A 15498-nucleotide genomic window follows, 5' to 3' on the forward strand; every position below is an offset into this window, starting at 1 on the left:
GCGATCGATCGGGCCACGGCTCGACCGATCTTCAGTGCCTCTTGTTCACTCGTCCGGTTGGGACACGAACAGATCCATGCCCAGTCTTTGCGACAGGAACTTCGCGGCGAGCTGCCCTCGCACGCTGTTGCCGGCCGCATCCAGTGGCGGCCCGAAAGTGCCGAAACCACCCTTTCCTGGAGACACCGCGACGATGCCTCCACCAATGCCGCTTTTGCCGGGCAGACCGATGTCGTACAGCCAGTCGCCCGACGTCTCGTACAGTCCAGCAGTGACCATGACCGCCAACGCATAGTGGCACACGGCCGCATCGACCACCCGCTGCCGGGTCACGGGGTTCACCCCGCCGTCGGCCAGCGTCGCACCCATCACGGCGAGATCCCTGGCGCTCACATTCAGCGAACACTGCCGGGTGTAGAGATCGGTCGCCTGCCTGGCGTCGCAATAGATCCGGTCGTAGCTCTCCAGCAACCGCGCGATGCTTCGATTGCGAAAATTGGTCTTGGATGCCGATGCGTAGACTTCCTCGTTGAGCGAAAGCTTGCGGCCCGCGAAGCGCGAGAGACCGTCATGGATGAACCGCCATTGCTCGTCAGCGCTCGAGCCCGGCACAAGGCTTGTGGTCGCGATCGCGCCTGCGTTCACCATGGGGTTGGTGCGCCCGGCTCCATGCTCGATCGCCGCCAGTGAATTGAACGGCAGCCCGGTCGCGTTCGCGCCCAGTTTTGCACGAGCCTCTTCAGGGCCGATGGCCTCGCACACCAATGCGAATACGAATGGCTTCGATACACTCATGATCGAGAATTCGTATTCGGTATCGCCCGCGCCGTAGACACGTCCGCTGGTGCCGGCCACGCAGACGCCGAACAGTTCACTCCGCACCCTGGCCAGGGCCGGATAAACCTGCGAATTGGTCCCTTCGCTGTTCGACTTGAAGCGCTGATGCGCTTGAGACACGAGCTCCTGCACCATCTCGGGTTCGGGCAAGTGCCCGGTCGAGATGTAGGGCCGCTCCGCTTGTTCCGCGATCGAAGGCGGCCGCATTGGCTGTCCTTCCGCATTTCGACCTTATTGCTTCAGGTCTTCTAGTCGGCAACCAGAAGTAGGCGCCCGAAAAACCACGGAGTCAACGATCCACTCCCACAGCCTTTGCAATGCTTGCGTTGGTCCAGAACACTTTACGACAAATGCGCTGAACGCATTGCGTATCGCGGAATCGCAGCGCCGTTGCGCGATGCACATTCGATATAGTCATGCGACGTTTCGGCGCGGCTAGGTAAGCAAGATTGTCCAATCGCCCGCGGCGCAATTGAATCAAAAGAGAAGTCATCATGGCAGCAACGAGCGATTTCCATCATTGGCACGCGAGAGTACGATCATCGTGTGCGGATGTGAGCCCGCCGCTTGTCCAAGCAACACCGGCCCGCGGCGACGGTGGAATGACCGCATCACTTACAGAGTGAGGTTGATCATGGTGGCGCGCGCAAGCGACGGACAGCTTCTGTTGGTAAAGAAGCTTGGTGGGCTTATTGCTATCGTTGTAGGCTGCTTGCTGACAGCAGTCGGTGTGACATTCGAATCGACAAGCACAACTGTCGTCGGTGTCTTGCTTCTCGTGCTCGGGGCGGCCCTGCTCACGCTCAAGATCATGAGACGAAATCAAAGCGGTCCGTTTGGATAGCCAGACAGATTCGCACGGTCGACAGCCTTGAACCGGATCGCCGCGGCTCCGCCGGCCGATGCCGCTTGCCTGTTCGTACTCGCGCCGGCGCGACGACAATTCCTTCCATGCGTCAGCAAGGCTTGTCTAGCAGACCACGCCCTGCCCTAATCCCGGTGGTTGGCGCAGGATCGCGAATAGGCGGCACGCTCGGCCTGGTTCAGGCCGGCGGCGGCGGCCTCGTCGAGGCACCGGCTGACGCGGTCGCCGAACGAGCTGCGCGGCCGCGAACGCAGGCTCGGCTGCGTCGGCGCGTCCATCCTGGGGATCGCCGGCACCTCGATCCGCGGCGGCGGTGGGGGTTGAGGGACCGGCGGATCCCACGTCGAGCGGCCGGGCGCAAGGATTTGCGCGCTTGCCGCGCCCATGGCCCAGAGCAGAACGCCGGCAACAATCAGGGATCGCTTCATAGCCTATATGTCGTGACGCGGCAGCAACGGTTCAAGTGAACGCACCATGCGTCAACGCTGCCCCCGAGATGCGAGTTCCCCGCCCTCGTCACGGTTTCTGGTAGATCACGTGACCGGCACGGATCGTGCTGCTCACTTTCGCAAGATTGCCGACGTCACCGAGCGGATCGCCGTCGAGCACCACGAGATCGGCGTCGAAGCCCTGCTCGACCCGTCCCTTCTTCGCGGCCTTGAAGAACCGCGCCGGATTGGTCGTCAGCGAGGCCAGCACCTGCCGCTCCGACAACACGCAGTGCATCAGCTGAAATTCCTGCGTGGTGTCGTACACCGTGGTGAAACCGACATCGGTGCCGAACAGCACCGTGCCGCCATTCTCCGAAAACTGCTTGAGCTGGTTGACGGTCGAGGCCACCAGACGGTTGGTGACGTTCGGATCGAGCACCACGGTGGTGAACAGCGACAGTGTGGGAACGAGCGCAGTCCCCTGTGCCTTGAACCGCGCCAGCTGATCCGCGGTGTAGCTGGGTTCGCCGGGCGTGGTGTGCGCGAGCACGTCGACGCCGGACTCGATCACCGTTTCGACGCCGACCTTGTCCTGCGGATGTGCGAACACCGGCCTGCCCTGCGCATGCGCGACGTCGACAGCCGCCTTGGCGATTGCAGGGTCCATGTTGACGACGGGCTTGTCCCCCATGAAGGCGCCGGTGAACAGCTTGATGCCGTCCTCACCCATGGCGAGCCAGTCGCGCGCCCATTTCGTGGCCTCCTCCGGCGTTGCGACCTCAGGAAGCTGCACTTCGCGAGGGATGTAGACGGGGTGCCCACCCTTCGGGAAGATATTGCCGGCGAGCAGGATGTTGGGGCCGGCGACTTCGCCCGCGGCGATGCGCTTGCACAGCGGCAAGGTGTCGCTCGGATCGGAGCCGAGATCCCATACCGTCGTGAAACCCCAGCGCGTCAGCATCTCCTGCATGTGCTGCGTCAGCGCTGCGGCCGGCGCTGCGCCAGCGTTGCGCCAGACTTTTTGCGTGAAATGGACATGGCTGTTCCAGAAGCCGGCGACGATGGTCTTGCCGCTGCAATCGATCACGCGGGCATCCGGCGGCGCCTGGATGTCGCCGGACTTGCCGACCGCGCTGATGAGGCCGTCGGTCATCACGATCACCGCATCCGGCAGCGCTTGCGCATCGGCCGATGCGTAGAGCGTGCCGCCGCGGAGCACGATGGTCTCGGCCTGTGCCGTCACCGCGGCGACAGCTGAGCTGATCAGGAAAAGCATGACCCGCAGCCAGGTGCCGATCATGGAGAGTCTCCGTTGCAGGCCGGCAAAGGCCGGCGCGCGAGGATAGCCGCAAAGCGCGGAGCCGTTTGATCGTTGTTGCTGTCCGCGCCGGATATCGGCGCCCGACCGTCACTCCTCGGGCGCGTTCTCGATCGGGTCGAAGCGGTCGGCCTCGAGCCCGAGCAGATTCCAGGATTGCAGCATGTGCGGCGGCAGCGGCGCGGTGGCATCGATCACGCCGCCCCTCGGGTGCGGAATCACGATGCGGCGGGCGAGCAGATGCAGCCGGTTCTGCAGGCCGCCGGGCAGCTGCCAGTTCTCCTTGTTGAAATATTTGGGATCACCGACGATCGCGTGATCGATATGCGCCATGTGGGCGCGCAATTGATGGGTGCGGCCGGTCACCGGCTTGAGCGAGACCCAGGCGAGCTTGGTCGCCGAGGTCTCGACCACGGCATAATAGGTCACGGCGTGGCTCGCGCCCTCGTCACCATGCTCCGCGATCCGCATGATGCTGTCCTCCTCGCTCTCCTCCTTGGCGAGATAGGTCGAGATGCGGCCCTGCTTCGGCTTCGGCACGCCGGCGACCAACGCCCAGTAGATCTTGCGCGCGGAGCGATGGCGGAATGCGCCGGTGAGGTGCGTGGCAGCGAAACGCGTCTTGGCGACCAGAAGGCAGCCGGAGGTCTCCCGGTCGAGCCGATGCACCAGCCGCGGCTTCTGCCCCTTGGCGTCGCGCATCACCTCGAGCATCTGGTCGACATGGCGCGTCATGCCGGAGCCGCCCTGCACGGCGAGACCGGCCGGCTTGTTCAGCACCAGCACGTCGTCGTCCTCGTACAGCGTCATGTCCTTCAGCGCCTGCAGCGTCTTCGCCTCGGCCTCGGAGAGCGTGCCTGATGTCTTCGGCGTGTCGAGCCGCAGCGGCGGGATGCGCACGCTCTGGCCCTCCTCCAGCCGGTCCTTGGAATCGGCGCGCTTGCCGTTGACCCTGAGTTCGCCCTTCCGGACGATGCGCTGGATGTGGGAGAACGACAGGCCGGGAAAGCGTGCCTCGAGGAAACGGTCGACGCGCATGCCGTTCTCGTCGGCGGTGACGACGACGGTCTGCACCTTGGTCGGCAGCGGCTGCTCGGCCGCGGGCTTCGTAGCGGCGGGCTCAGCCCGCTCCTGCCGGTCGCGACGCGACTCGGCAAAGCGCGGCGGCTTTGCGGACGCCCGGTGCGCGAACGGACGCTCTCCAGACTTGCGCTCACCGAACTTGCGATCGTCCGGCTTGCGGGTGCGCTCCGCCGATCCGCTCTTCCCACGATCCTTACCACGATCCTTGCCGCGATCGCCGGCGCGGTCCCGGTCGCGGCCCTTGTCGCGCCCTTTGGCGCGGTCGCCCGGCGATGTAGTTCTCTTGATGCGGCGGCTCATGGTGATTTTTCGGCTCCAGACCTGCATTGTGCCTAGCGCAAATGCCGCGAATCGTCACGGCGAAATCGGTGTGAATCCGGTGCAACATCGGCCATGTTCGGCCGCATACGACAATCGACGGGGGCCCTGGAATGAGACTGGCGATATCGGCTTTGGCGGCGGCCCTGATGCTCACGGACCCTGCGCACGCCCAGCAAAGTCCGATGCCCGAAGCCGCGATGCCGGAAGATCTGGCCTGGAAGCTCCTGGAACTCGGCCGCGTCATCGACCCGCCCAAGACCGCTGCACTCTACGCGCCGCTGCAACAGAAGGAGCCCTATCAGGGCGTCAAGGTCGAGCGCGACCTCAAATACGGCCCCGCCGACCGGCATCTGCTCGACGTGTTCACGCCGGAGACGGCGGCGCCCGCACGACCCGTGCTGATCTACATCCATGGCGGGGGCTTCGTCGCGGGCAACAAGCGCGCGCCCGGCAGCCCGTTCTACGACAACATCATGCTGTGGGCGGTCAAGAACGGCTTCGTCGGCGTCAATGCCACCTATCGCCTCGCGCCGGCCTTTCCGTGGCCGGCAGGCCCGGAGGACATGGGTGCGATCGTGCAGTGGGTTGCGGAAAACATCGCCTCCCGCGGCGGCGAGCCGAGGCGCATCTTCCTGATGGGCCAATCGGCCGGCGCGATCCATGTCGCGAGCTATGTCTCCCATGGCGAATTCCACAAGGTGAAGGGCGGCGGACTTGCCGGCGCGATCATGGTGTCGGGCATCTATGATCTGACCGCCTCGCCGGCCGGCGACGCCGAGCTCGCCTATTACGGCTCCGACCCCTCGCGCTATGCCGAACGCTCCTCGCTGCAAGGGCTGGTCGCGAGCCCGATCCCGTTCCTGATCACCGCGGCCGAGCTCGATCCGCCGCGCTTCGTCGAGCAGTTCGAGCTCATGAAGCAGGCCAGTTGCAAGCGGCCGAGCGGCTGCGCCCGCAGCTTCATGCTGCCGCAGCACAGCCACATGTCGGAGGTCTATGCGATCAACACGCCGGACACGCGGCTGACGGACGAGATTTTGGAGTTCGTGAAGAGCGTCAAGTGACGCGCGAGCGCAATATGAGGTTATGGGCCGTCGCAGCGGGCGCTGGCAAAATATCGAAAACAACCCCATGCAAAGGAGCCGGCGGCGATCGGCGTGGCACCAAGCAACTTGACACGTCGGGCAAATCAGGAATATATTTCTAATATTCCGAAGTTACGCAAGCGTTCCCTGCCCGCGCCGCAGGTGGGAACGTGCGCTATTCGCGACCACGGCCCAATCTCGTCTTGCCCTAGCTCCCGCCCCGGTCCTTGCGCAGCCGCTGCCAGTAATCCAGCCGCTTGCGGATCTCGCGTTCGAAGCCGCGGTCGGGCGGATCGTAGAAGGTCTGGCGGCCCAGCGCTTCCGGGAAATAGTCCTGGCCGGAGAATGCGTCCGGCATGTCGTGATCATATTGATAGCCGGAGCCGTAGCCCTCCGACTTCATCAGCTTGGTCGGCGAATTCAAAATGTGCTTCGGCGGTAGCAGCGAGCCGCCCTGCTTTGCGGTCTGCATCGCAGCACCAAACGCGGTGTAGACCGCGTTCGATTTCGGCGCGGTGGCGAGATAGACCACGGCCTGCGCGATCGCGAGCTCACCCTCCGGCGAGCCGAGGAAATCGTAAGCATCCTTGGCGGCGTTGCACACCGCCAGCGCCTGCGGATCGGCAAGGCCGATATCTTCGACCGCCATGCGCACCACGCGCCGCGCCAGGAACAGCGGATCCTCGCCGGCATCGAACATGCGCGCGAGATAATACAGCGCCGCATCCGGATCGGAGCCGCGCACTGACTTGTGCAGCGCCGAGATCAGATTGTAATGGCCGTCGGCCGATTTGTCGTAGATCGGCGCCCGGCGTTGCAGGATGGCCTGCAACTGCTCGGCGTTGAACACCTCGCCCTTGCGGGCGGCGCGCCAGACCTCTTCGGCCAATGTCAGCGAGGCGCGGCCATCGCCATCGGCCATCCGCACCAGCACGGCGCGGGCTTCGGCATCGAGCGGCAGCGGCTTGCCCTCGATCTTCTCGGCATTGGCGAACAGTTTCTCGATCGCCGCCGTATCGAGCGAGTGAAACACCAGCACGCGGGCGCGCGACAGAAGCGCCGCGTTGAGCTCGAAGGACGGGTTCTCCGTGGTGGCGCCGACCAGCACCACCGTGCCGTCCTCCATCACGGGCAGGAAGGAATCCTGCTGCGCGCGGTTGAAGCGATGCACCTCGTCGACGAACAGGAGCGTGCCCTTGCCGGTCTCGCGGCGGGCACGCGCGGCATCGAACGCCTTCTTGAGATCGGCGACGCCGGAGAACACCGCGGAGATCTGCTCGAAATGCAGCTCGGTGGCGTCGGCCAGAAGCCGCGCCACCGTGGTCTTGCCGGTGCCGGGCGGCCCCCAGAACACCAGCGAGCCCAGCGTGCGCGTTTCCAGCATCCGCGTCAGCGCGCCGTCAGGGCCGAGGATGTGATCCTGGCCGACGACATCGGCCAGCGTGCGCGGACGCAGCCGGTCCGGCAGCGGGTGCGGCGCGTCCTGCTCCATCCCCGCCGCAGCAAAGAGGTTGCCGGCCTCTCGCGGTTGCTTGGGGCTCATCCGCCGAGCGTCACGTTGATCTGCTGGCCGCCGCGCACCAGCGTGATGCGCCAGACCCGCGTCCCCGTCTTCGATGCCTTCTCGAGGTCGCTGGTCCGCACGATCTTCTCGTTGTTGACCGCGAGGATGATGTCACCCTTCTGGAAGCCGACATTGGCCGCGGTGCCGTCACCGGCGAGATCAGTCACCACCACGCCCTCGGCACCGGCGTCGAGATGCAGTTCGTCGGCCAGCGCCGGCGAGATGTTGGCGACCCTCGCGCCCTGGAACGGCGAGCGCGCGGTCAGCACGATCTCGTCGCGGTTGGTGTCGGGCGCGGTCTCCAGCGGTATGGTGAGCTTCACCGGCTTGCCGGCGCGCTGCACCTCGATCTCCGCGTTGCCGCCGAGCGGACGGGTCGCGAAGCGGTAGTCGAACGCGTTGGGATCGTCGATCGGCGTGCCGTCGATCCCGACGATCAGGTCGGAGAGCTTCAGTCCGGCCTTCGCCGCCGGGCTGTTCGGCGCGACGTTGGCGACCAGCGCGCCAGACGGCAGCTTCAGCCCGAGCGTCTCGGCAATCTCCGGCGTCACCGCCTGCAGCCGCGCGCCGAGCCATGGCCGCTTCACATTCTTGCCGCCGCTCTTGGCGGAGGCCACCACGACGCGCACCATGTTGGCGGGGATCGCAAAGCCGATGCCCTGCGAGCCGCCGGAGCGCGAGAAGATCGCAGTGTTGATGCCGGCGAGCCGGCCGGTCATGTCGACCAGCGCGCCGCCGGAATTGCCGGGATTGATCGCGGCGTCGGTCTGAATGAAGAATTGATAATCCGTGATCCCGACTTGAGTGCGCGCCAGGGCCGAGATGATGCCGTGCGTCACGGTCTGGCCGACGCCGAACGGATTGCCGATCGCGAGCACGACGTCACCGACCTGCAGTTGGTCGGAATTGGCGAAGTCGAGGGTCGCGAACTTCTCCTTGTTGGTGTCCTTCAGGCGCAGCACCGCGAGGTCGGTACGGCTGTCCTTCAGCACGATCTCGGCCTCGTATTCGCGCTTGTCGGCGAGCGAGACCTTCACCTGATCGGCGCCCTCGATCACGTGATTGTTTGTGACTACGAGGCCGGAGCCGTCGACCATCACGCCGGAGCCCAGCGAGCGCTGCATCTGCTCGGGCTGCTGTCCCGGCACGCCGAAGAACCGGCGAAAAATCGGGTCATCCAGAAATGGATTGCGGTTTTGCACGGTCTTGGCGGCGTAAACATTGACCACCGCCGGCTGCACCCGCTGCACGATCGGCGCATAGGACAATTGCAGCTCGGCCTGCGAGGACGGCACGCGGCGGTCCTGGGCCGCGGCTGCGGAAAGATTCCCCATGAAGGCCAACGTGCACAGAGCGGATACGGCAGCAAAGCGGACAGGTCGGAGCATTCTCACCTCTCGTGGAAACGCCGGAATATAGGCGTGTTCGCCGGGCAATTGAAGGGCGCCCGGCCGGATAACTGGCCCCCCGCCGTACCGGTGCACAACCCGCAGCGGCCGCGTTGAAGCGCGCCGCCAAGCTTCTATGATAGCTGTCATCTCACTGCGCCGCTCCGCTTGTTGCCTGCGGACCACAAGCGGAACTGCGATGCCCGGAAGCACTGTCGTGCGTCAGTCACGATACGCTCCTAGGACCGTTCAGTGAGTGAGTGGGGAATTCAAACACAACAGGGGTGCACAATGGGTGCAACAAAAGTCAGTGCAATCGCCATAGGCCTGGCAGGGGCGCTTGCCGCCTCGCCGGCCTATTCGCAATCGGCCGGAGGCGGCAGCGATGCGGAGATCGCGCTGCTGAAGCAGCAGCTGAAGATGCTCGAGCAGAAGCTCGACAAACTGCAGAAGCAGACCAACGCCAATACTGCAAGCGCAGCCAGCGCAAACGCCAATGCGAAGGCGGCGGATGCCAAGGCCGCGCGGGTGGCGACCGCCAACGCCGCGATCCCGGTGAAGGGCCCGGTCGCGCCGTCCGGCGTCGTGGTGACGATGCCGAACAACCGGCCGACGATCTGCACCGCGGACGAACAGAACTGCGTTGCGATCACGAGCCGCGTGCACTGGGATGTCGGCGGCTACGACTATCGCCCGAACACCGCAGGCACCTCACCGCAGAAGCTCGACAGCGGCGAGAACGTCCGCCGCGCGCGCATCGGCATCGTCGGCAAGTTCTTCGGTGACTGGAATTACTCACTGATCTACGATTTCGGCGGCTCGTCCGACGGCTTCGGCGGCGCGGCGCCGGGATCGCTGCCCGGCGCGCGGCACCTCGGGCATCGAGAACGCGTATCTGAGCTACACCGGCTTCAAGCCGTTCGGCGGCAAGATGGCGATCGAAGGCGGCATCATGGACGTGCCGTGGACACTCGACGAAGCGACCAGCTCCAACGACATCCTGTTCATGGAGCGCGCCTCGGTCGGCATCATCGCACAGAACATCGCCGCCGGTGACTTCCGTTCGGCCGCCGGCACCCGCTGGTGGAACGACCAGTTCTGGATCGGCGGCTATGTCACCGGACCGACGTCGGGCGCCATCCACTCCGCGTCCTCCGCCTCGCCGGCCGGCACGTCCGAGCAGTATGGCGGGGTCATCCGCGTCGCCGGCAATCCGATCAGCGGCAAGAATTATTCGGTGCACATTGGCGCCGATGCGGAATGGCTGGTGCAGCCGCCGCGCAACCAGCTCACGCAGGCGCAGACGCTCACGCTCAGCGACCGGCCCGAGCTGCGCATCGATCCGACCACGCTGATCTCGACCGGTGCGATCGCCAATGTCTCCGGCGCGCAGGTCTACGGCGTCGAGGCGGCGGCGACCTATGGCCCGTTCATCGCGCAGGGCGAATATTACTGGTTCAATGTCGACCGCTCCGCGAACACCGGACTGCCGCCGTTCGGCGCGCCGAGCCTGAAGTTCGACGGCGGTTACGCGCAGGTCGGCTATGTGCTGACCGGCGAGAACCACGCCTACAACCCGGCGACGGCCTCCTATAGCGGGATCAAGCCGCATGATCCGTTCTCGCTCGCGGGCGGCGGCTGGGGCGCCTGGGAAATCGCCGGCCGCGTCAGCACGATGGACCTCAACGATCAGATCGCGCAGGCGGTCGGCATCGCGGGTGGACGGCAGACCGTCTACACCGCCGCGCTGAACTGGTACGTCAACAACAACGTCCGCTTCATGCTGAACTATCTGCACGGCGATATCGCCAAGCAGGCCTCGGCGACCTCGGCTGCGGACGTCGGCTCGAAGTTCGACGCGGTCGCGCTGCGTACGCAGGTTGCGTTCTGATCTGATCGGAGCTGAGACCAACTCATAGACGGCCGGGGCATCGCTCCGGCCGTTTTCATCGAGCGTTTGGTTCACGCGTTTCTAGCTGAATGAGATCGGTCGAATATTGACCAGGACGGCGCCGCGCTCCCTCTCCCCGTTCTTACGGGGAGAAGGTTGGGGTGAGGGGCCCTCTCCGCGTATTCGGCAGCAGCTGCGCTTGCTGAGGCTCCCCCTCACCCGGAACGCATCTGACGATGCGTCATAGCCGAAGCACCGCTTCGGCGTTCTTGAGAACGGCCGCCGTAGGCGGCCTATGCCTCTCCCCGCACGCAGGGCGAGGTGAAGCGGAGCGCGTCGCGCGAACATGCTTTCAGGCCGCGCGCTTCGACTTCTTCACAATGACCTCCGGCGCCGGCGCGCAGGACAGCCGCTCCTGATGGCCCTCGCCCCAGGCTTTCAGAATATCGATCACCGGGCGCAGGCTCTCGCCGAGTTCGGAAAGCGTGTATTCGACCCGCGGCGGCACTTCGGCATAGACCTTGCGGATCACGAGGCCATCGTCCTCGAGCGCACGCAGCTGCTTGGTCAGCATGCGCTGGGTGATGCCGGGCATCCGCCGCCGCAACTCGCCGAAGCGCTGGGTGCCGGCCTGCAAATGATACAGGATCACGCCCTTCCATTTGCCGTCGATCAGGTCGAGCGCCGCCTCGACCGCGCAGCCCGGCCGGCGCGCGAAATTCTTCCGTTTCATGCAGTATTTTCCCAATAGTATACAAACAGGGACTAGTTCCCTGTTTTTACAGTACTTGCCAAATGGACGCCAGCGCGACAGTTAATCGGCAGGCAATCGCCCACCACGGAGACCAGGCATGAAGGCCGTCGGATACCAAAAATCGCTGCCGATCGAGGCGGCGGATTCGCTCGTCGATTTCGAGATCGCCAAGCCCGAGCCGAAGGGGCGCGACATCCGCGTCGCGGTGAAGGCCATCTCGGCCAATCCGGTCGACTACAAGGTGCGCAAGCGCGCGGCGCCGACCGACGGCGGATACAAGATCCTCGGCTTCGACGCGGCCGGCGTGGTCGACGCGGTCGGGCCCGACGTCTCGCTCTTCAAGCCCGGCGACGAGGTGTTTTACGCGGGCTCGATCCTGCGCCAGGGCACCAATTCGGAATTTCATCTGGTCGATGAACGCATCGTCGGCAACAAGCCGGCGTCGCTGTCCTTCGCGCAGGCCGCCGCCCTGCCCCTGACCTCGATCACCGCGTGGGAGCTGCTGTTCGACCGGCTCGGCGCGGTGCCGGGCAAGAGCCTCGATCCGCGCACGCTGCTGATCACCGGCGGCGCCGGCGGTGTCGGCTCGATCCTGATCCAGCTTGCGCGCCGCCTCACCGGGCTGACCGTGGTTGCGACCGCGACGCGGCCGGAGTCGCAAAAGTGGTGCCGCGATCTCGGCGCCCATGCGGTGATCGATCACTCGCAGCCGATGAAGGAGCAGATCGAGAGCTTGAGGCTGCCGCCGGTCGGCCTCGTCGCCAGCCTCACCTTCACCGACCAGCACTACAAGTCGATCGCCGACTTCATCGCGCCGCAGGGCAAGTTCGGCCTGATCGACGATCCGCCGGAATTCAACGTCGCCGCGTTCAAGGGCAAGGCGGTCTCGGTGCACTGGGAATCGATGTTCACGCGCTCCTCGTTCCAGACACCCGACATGATCGCGCAGCACCATCTGCTCAACGATGTCGCCGACCTGATCGACAAGGGCGTGCTGCGCAGCACGCTCGACCAGACCTTCGGTACCATCAACGCCGCCAACCTCAAGCGCGCCCACGCTTTGCTGGAAAGCGGCAAGTCACGCGGCAAGATCGTGCTCGAAGGCTGGTAAGGCTCCTCACGTCCGCTTCCTCATGCCCGGGCAACATCCCGGGCATGATATCCCCACAGGCCGGCGGGTGGCTTTTGCCAAAGCCACGGCATCGCCTGTATGATTTGCGCAACGATCACCCCGTCCTCAATCCGGCCGCGCAGGACGCGGCCGGAGCGGTGGTGACGCCCACGGGGATGGGAGGAAACCGATGAGTTTGCTCACGGCCGATCCGTCGCGGATCGATCCGGAGTGGATGACGCGGGCGCTGCGCGAAGCCGGTGTGATCGACCAGGTCAGGGTCGTCGATCTCGCCTGCAAGCCGGTCGGCAATGGCCTCGTCGGCGACAGCTATCGATTTCGCCTGACCTATGACGGCGACGAGCCGAACGCTCCCTTGAGCGTCGTCGGCAAATTCCCGGCCGCAGATCCCGACAGCCGCCGCTCCGGTTCCGCGCACACGCTTTACGTCCGCGAGGTCGCGTTCTATCGCGAACTGGCGGCGACCGTCGCCATTCACACCCCGCGGCCGATTCTTGCCGAAATCGATCCGGCGACCGACGACTTCACCCTGATCCTGGAGGACCTCGCGCCCGCACGTCCGGGCGATCAGCTCGCCGGATGCTCGATCGCCGACAGCCAGATCGCCATGACCGAGGCCGCGGCGTTGCATGCGCCGCGATGGAATGACCCGAGCCTCGATGCGGTGCAATGCTTCGTGATGGCCGCAAGCCGGCGCAGAGACCTTCGCTCGGTGCTGCCCGGCATCATCGGTCACTACAAGGAGCGATATCGCGGCGTGATCGAGCCGGAATTCCTTGATCTGATCGACCGGCTTCCGGACGCGCTATTGCGCTACCAGTCCGATCGATCGGCGCCGCGAACGCTCCAGCACGCAGATTTCCGGCTCGACAACATGCTGTTCGACGTCCGCGGCAATACCCATCCGATGGCGACGCTGGACTGGCAGACGCTGACAGTGGGCCCGGCAATCGTCGACGTCGCCTATTTCCTCTCGGCCGGCATCGACCCGATCGAACGGCGGCTTCATGAAGCCGACCTGGTGCGGTTCTATCATTCGGAACTGATCCGGCGCGGCGTGCGGGACTATGACTGGGATCGTTGCTGGCGGGGATTACCGGCGCTACACGCTGCACGGCATCATGATGGGCGTCGTCTCCGCGCTCAGCGTCCAGCGCTCCGAGCGAGGCGACGCGCTGTTCCTGAAAATGACCCGCGGCGCCTGCGCGCAAGCCCTGGACCACGACAGCTTTTCATACTGGCAGGACTGACGCGCTTTCGAGCGAAGTGGATACAACCCGTCAGGACATCGAAAGGGATCGGCGTGCTCAACAAACTGGACGACTTCCCCATCCACCAGACGCCGGAGCCGATCGCGGTTCCCTCGACCAGCGACCGCAATGTCTATGACCGGACCTGGTTCAACGGCTACACCGCCGACGGCGCGTATTATTTCGGGATCGGCATTGCGATCTACCCGCACCGCAAGATCCTCGATTGCGCCTTCAGCGTCGTGGAGCGCGGCGGACGGCAGCACTGCTTTTACGGTTCGCGGCGCGCCCCGCTCGAGCGCACCGAGATGCAGGTCGGTCCGTTCAGGCTCGAAGTGCTCGAGCCGATGCTGCGGACCCGGGTCGTGCTCGACGACAATGCGACGGGCCTCGCCTGCGACCTGACCTTCTCCGCGCGCACCGCCGCGATCCAGGAAGCGCGCCAGACGCTTTGGTCGGGCGACCGCCGCGCGATGGATTCGACCCGGTTCGACCAGTTCGGCCGCTGGAGCGGCGTCATCAGCCACCCCGACGGCGGGATCAAGGTCGACGATCGCACCTGCTACGGCACCAAGGATCGCTCCTGGGGCGTGCGCAATGTCGGCGAACGCGACGTCGGAGGCGCGCCGATGCCGCCGCCGAGCGTGTTCTTCCTCTGGGCGCCGCTGGTCTGGGACGACCACATCTCGCACACGATCTTCTTCGACGGGACGCAGGGCGAGGCGCTGGTCCGCGAGGGCATCACCGCGCCGCTCTACCGATGCGAGGCCGAGATTCCCGGCGTGGTCGACGGCCTCGACCGCCGCATGGCGACCGCGCGGCATCGCGTCAAATACGTGCCGCACACCCGGCTCGCGCAGTCGGCTGAAATCGACCTCGTCGATATCGACGGCCACACCACGACCATCGCGCTCGACCCGATCCTCAAATTCCAGATGAAGGGGCTCGGCTACGGCCATCCGCAGTGGGGCCAGGGCATGTGGAAGGGCGAGCTCGAGATCGGCGGCGAGTCGTTCGATCCATCGACGCTCGACCCGCTGGCCCGCGAGAATGTGCACGTCCAGCAGGTGGTCCGCGCCCGCCAGGGCGGCCAGACCGGAATTGGCGTGCTGGAGCAGGTTTGCTTCGGTCCCTACCGTCCCGCAGGCTTCAGCGAGTTCCTGGACGGCGCGAAGGGATAGCTAGAGCGTTTTCGAGCGAAGTGGATACCGGTTCGCGTGAAGAAAACGCGTCAAAGCAAGAATCTAGAGCCCCGTTCCGATTCCATCGGAACGGGAAAAGCTCTAGATCGCCGGCACGCCCTCGACGAACAGCAGGCGTCGCTCCAGCGCGGTTGCGCGAAGCTTCAACGCTTCGGCATATTCCGGTGACGCATACCATTCGCGCAGGCGCGCCATGGTCGGAAATTCGACGATGACGATCGCGTTCGGTGGTGGACCGCCCTCCACCACCTCGACCGTGCCGCCGCGCACGACGTAGCGCCGCCAAATTGTGCGATGGTGTTCGCCGCCAGCGTCCGATAGGCCTCGAACGCCGCGGCGTCGCGCATCTCGACCTCGGAGATCACATAGGCCGGCAT

At 65.2% G+C, this 15498-nt stretch carries 10 protein-coding genes and 2 pseudogenes; 4 read left to right on the forward strand and 8 right to left on the reverse strand.

Annotated features, from left to right (window positions below; translation table 11 throughout):
• Positions 1-45: 45 nt before the first annotated feature.
• From glsA to ACVMDN_RS20215, 4 genes are all read right to left on the reverse strand, one after another.
• Positions 46-1044 carry a glutaminase A gene (gene glsA, locus ACVMDN_RS20200; RefSeq protein WP_253623756.1) on the reverse strand — a complete coding sequence of 333 codons (999 nt, stop codon included), beginning with the start codon at positions 1042-1044 and terminating at the stop codon, positions 46-48.
• Between the two features lie 783 nt (positions 1045-1827).
• Positions 1828-2130: a hypothetical protein gene (locus ACVMDN_RS20205; protein ID WP_076831355.1), complete on the reverse strand. Its 303-nt coding sequence runs from the start codon at positions 2128-2130 to the stop codon at positions 1828-1830.
• Positions 2131-2218: 88 nt separating this feature from the next.
• Positions 2219-3433 carry an amidohydrolase family protein gene (locus tag ACVMDN_RS20210; protein WP_076831358.1) on the reverse strand — a complete coding sequence of 405 codons (1215 nt, stop codon included), beginning with the start codon at positions 3431-3433 and terminating at the stop codon, positions 2219-2221.
• Between the two features lie 108 nt (positions 3434-3541).
• The gene (locus ACVMDN_RS20215; RefSeq protein WP_076831710.1) at positions 3542-4834 is read right to left on the reverse strand and encodes an RluA family pseudouridine synthase; all 1293 of its coding nucleotides are present in this window, start codon (positions 4832-4834) and stop codon (positions 3542-3544) included.
• A 167-nt stretch (positions 4835-5001) separates the two neighbouring features.
• On the opposite strand from ACVMDN_RS20215, the gene ACVMDN_RS20220 reads away from it, so the two are divergent.
• Positions 5002-5919 (forward strand): alpha/beta hydrolase, encoded by a 918-nt coding sequence (locus ACVMDN_RS20220; RefSeq protein WP_244558917.1) that lies wholly within the window; start codon positions 5002-5004, stop codon positions 5917-5919.
• Positions 5920-6148: 229 nt separating this feature from the next.
• Here the strand turns inward: ACVMDN_RS20220 and ACVMDN_RS20225 are convergent, their stop codons facing one another.
• Together ACVMDN_RS20225 and ACVMDN_RS20230 are read right to left on the reverse strand one after the other, a co-directional pair.
• Complete coding sequence (locus ACVMDN_RS20225; protein ID WP_057015492.1) at positions 6149-7483, reverse strand: replication-associated recombination protein A; 1335 nt, start codon at positions 7481-7483, stop codon at positions 6149-6151.
• Positions 7480-8838 carry a DegQ family serine endoprotease gene (locus tag ACVMDN_RS20230; RefSeq protein WP_092090135.1) on the reverse strand — a complete coding sequence of 453 codons (1359 nt, stop codon included), beginning with the start codon at positions 8836-8838 and terminating at the stop codon, positions 7480-7482. Before ACVMDN_RS20230 ends, ACVMDN_RS20225 begins: the two co-directional genes overlap by 4 nt.
• 345 nt (positions 8839-9183) lie before the next feature.
• Between ACVMDN_RS20230 and ACVMDN_RS20235 the strand changes: the two are divergent.
• Positions 9184-10783 (forward strand): annotated as a pseudogene (locus tag ACVMDN_RS20235) (OprO/OprP family phosphate-selective porin).
• A gap of 352 nt (positions 10784-11135) precedes the next feature.
• Here the strand turns inward: ACVMDN_RS20235 and ACVMDN_RS20240 are convergent.
• Entirely contained in the window at positions 11136-11516 is a 381-nt protein-coding gene (locus ACVMDN_RS20240) for a winged helix-turn-helix transcriptional regulator (protein WP_057019538.1), read from the reverse strand.
• A gap of 118 nt (positions 11517-11634) precedes the next feature.
• Between ACVMDN_RS20240 and ACVMDN_RS20245 the strand changes: the two genes are divergently transcribed.
• Together ACVMDN_RS20245 and ACVMDN_RS20250 are read left to right on the forward strand one after the other, a co-directional pair.
• On the forward strand, positions 11635-12648 hold the full coding sequence (locus ACVMDN_RS20245) for a zinc-binding alcohol dehydrogenase family protein (protein ID WP_076831363.1): 1014 nt from the start codon (positions 11635-11637) through the stop codon (positions 12646-12648).
• A gap of 190 nt (positions 12649-12838) precedes the next feature.
• Positions 12839-15100 (forward strand): phosphotransferase, encoded by a 2262-nt coding sequence (locus ACVMDN_RS20250; RefSeq protein ID WP_456843651.1) that lies wholly within the window; start codon positions 12839-12841, stop codon positions 15098-15100.
• A 102-nt stretch (positions 15101-15202) separates the two neighbouring features.
• Here the strand turns inward: ACVMDN_RS20250 and ACVMDN_RS20255 are convergent.
• A pseudogene (locus ACVMDN_RS20255) lies at positions 15203-15498 on the reverse strand (DUF1330 domain-containing protein).

It is taken from the genome of Bradyrhizobium sp. USDA 4510 (assembly GCF_054059095.1).